Source organism: Marinobacter halodurans (assembly GCF_004327985.1).
Taxonomy (GTDB): domain Bacteria; phylum Pseudomonadota; class Gammaproteobacteria; order Pseudomonadales; family Oleiphilaceae; genus Marinobacter_A; species Marinobacter_A halodurans.
The window spans coordinates 1-1,028 of sequence record NZ_SJDL01000150.1 but is presented as its reverse complement, the minus strand read 5'-3'; the positions used below and the strand labels follow the sequence as shown (position 1 = coordinate 1,028).

The 1,028-nt window shown below is 43.5% G+C and carries 1 protein-coding gene; it reads left to right on the top strand.

Annotation, left to right across the window (positions count from 1 at the left end; genetic code table 11):
* Positions 1–351 precede the first annotated feature (351 nt).
* Complete coding sequence (locus tag EZI54_RS23865; RefSeq protein WP_131484336.1) at positions 352–780, top strand: hypothetical protein; 429 nt, start codon at positions 352–354, stop codon at positions 778–780.
* Positions 781–1,028: the final 248 nt, after the last annotated feature.

Here is a 1,028-nt window from a genome sequence, read left to right as displayed (position 1 = left end):
TGAGTATCAAACGCCCGATGAGGTGTACTACGGGCAACCGATAGCCTTGGCTAGCCTGAGCCAGGGAAACAACCGGATCATAGCTTAGTGACACCATCAGGTTGTCCAACTGATCGGGTCCACCTCAAGTTGTCCAAGTAGTGATCCTGATAATTGGGAAAAAATTCCAGGCTCTAACCAAGCATATAGACCCAGAGGGGAAAAAGAACCTATTTTTGAAAAAGATAGGGGAGGCGATAGGTCTCACGGAGGGAGTGCATGGAAGAAGTGGGATAAAGCTAAAGATTGGGAAAAGGGTCGGCAAAGAAATGGTACATATGACGTAAATGGCAAAAGGTTGAGGGATTGAAAATGAATGAGTTGCATCGAAAAGTGCTTGACTTAGATGTCACCTTTAACGATAGAGAACTCATGGCCAGGGTTATTTCACTGTTTCCAGAGCGAGTTGTGGTGAAAAGCGGTTTGGTGCAAGTCAAGGGGAGTTATTTGCCACCTTACAGTGTTTATAGCGAAATAGAAGATGCATTATTTGATTTGCGATCTCAATGTGAGGATTTGGAGAGGCAAGTCTTTCTAGAGCTGCTTGAAATAATGTCATGGGCTATATTTCGAGTTTGGAACAAAAATATTAAGGAAGGCTCGAGCACTCCGCAGGAAGTGCTTGAGCTATATCCGGATTCCGAAGACGTGTTGCGACTTTTTTGGGAGAATTTAAATTGTGAAGAGGGAACTATGCTGCGTAGTCGAGTGAAGCGTTCGCCTGATGAGCAAAGTAATTAATGAAGGCAGTGTGCAGAATTTTGAGATATTAATGCGTTGCTTTTTAGTTTTGTTCAAGGCTTTGCTCCAAAAGGTGGTTTGGGCAGGAGCTGCTCAAAGTCAAGGATGGAGGTGTTGTTTTTAAGGAAGGTCTGAATAACCGCTGATTTTTGCTGAATTTGGTTTTAATCGGCAAAAAATCGAAGATTCAGACACTATTTTCCCGTTATTTGTGTGTTCCTTGCCTGTTTCCCGCCAGTTTGGCGGAA

Coding starts and splice junctions, on each gene's coding strand:
- EZI54_RS23865 (WP_131484336.1), top strand. CDS start 352: ATGAATGAGTTGCATCGAAAAGTGCTTGACTTAGATGTCACCTTTAAC.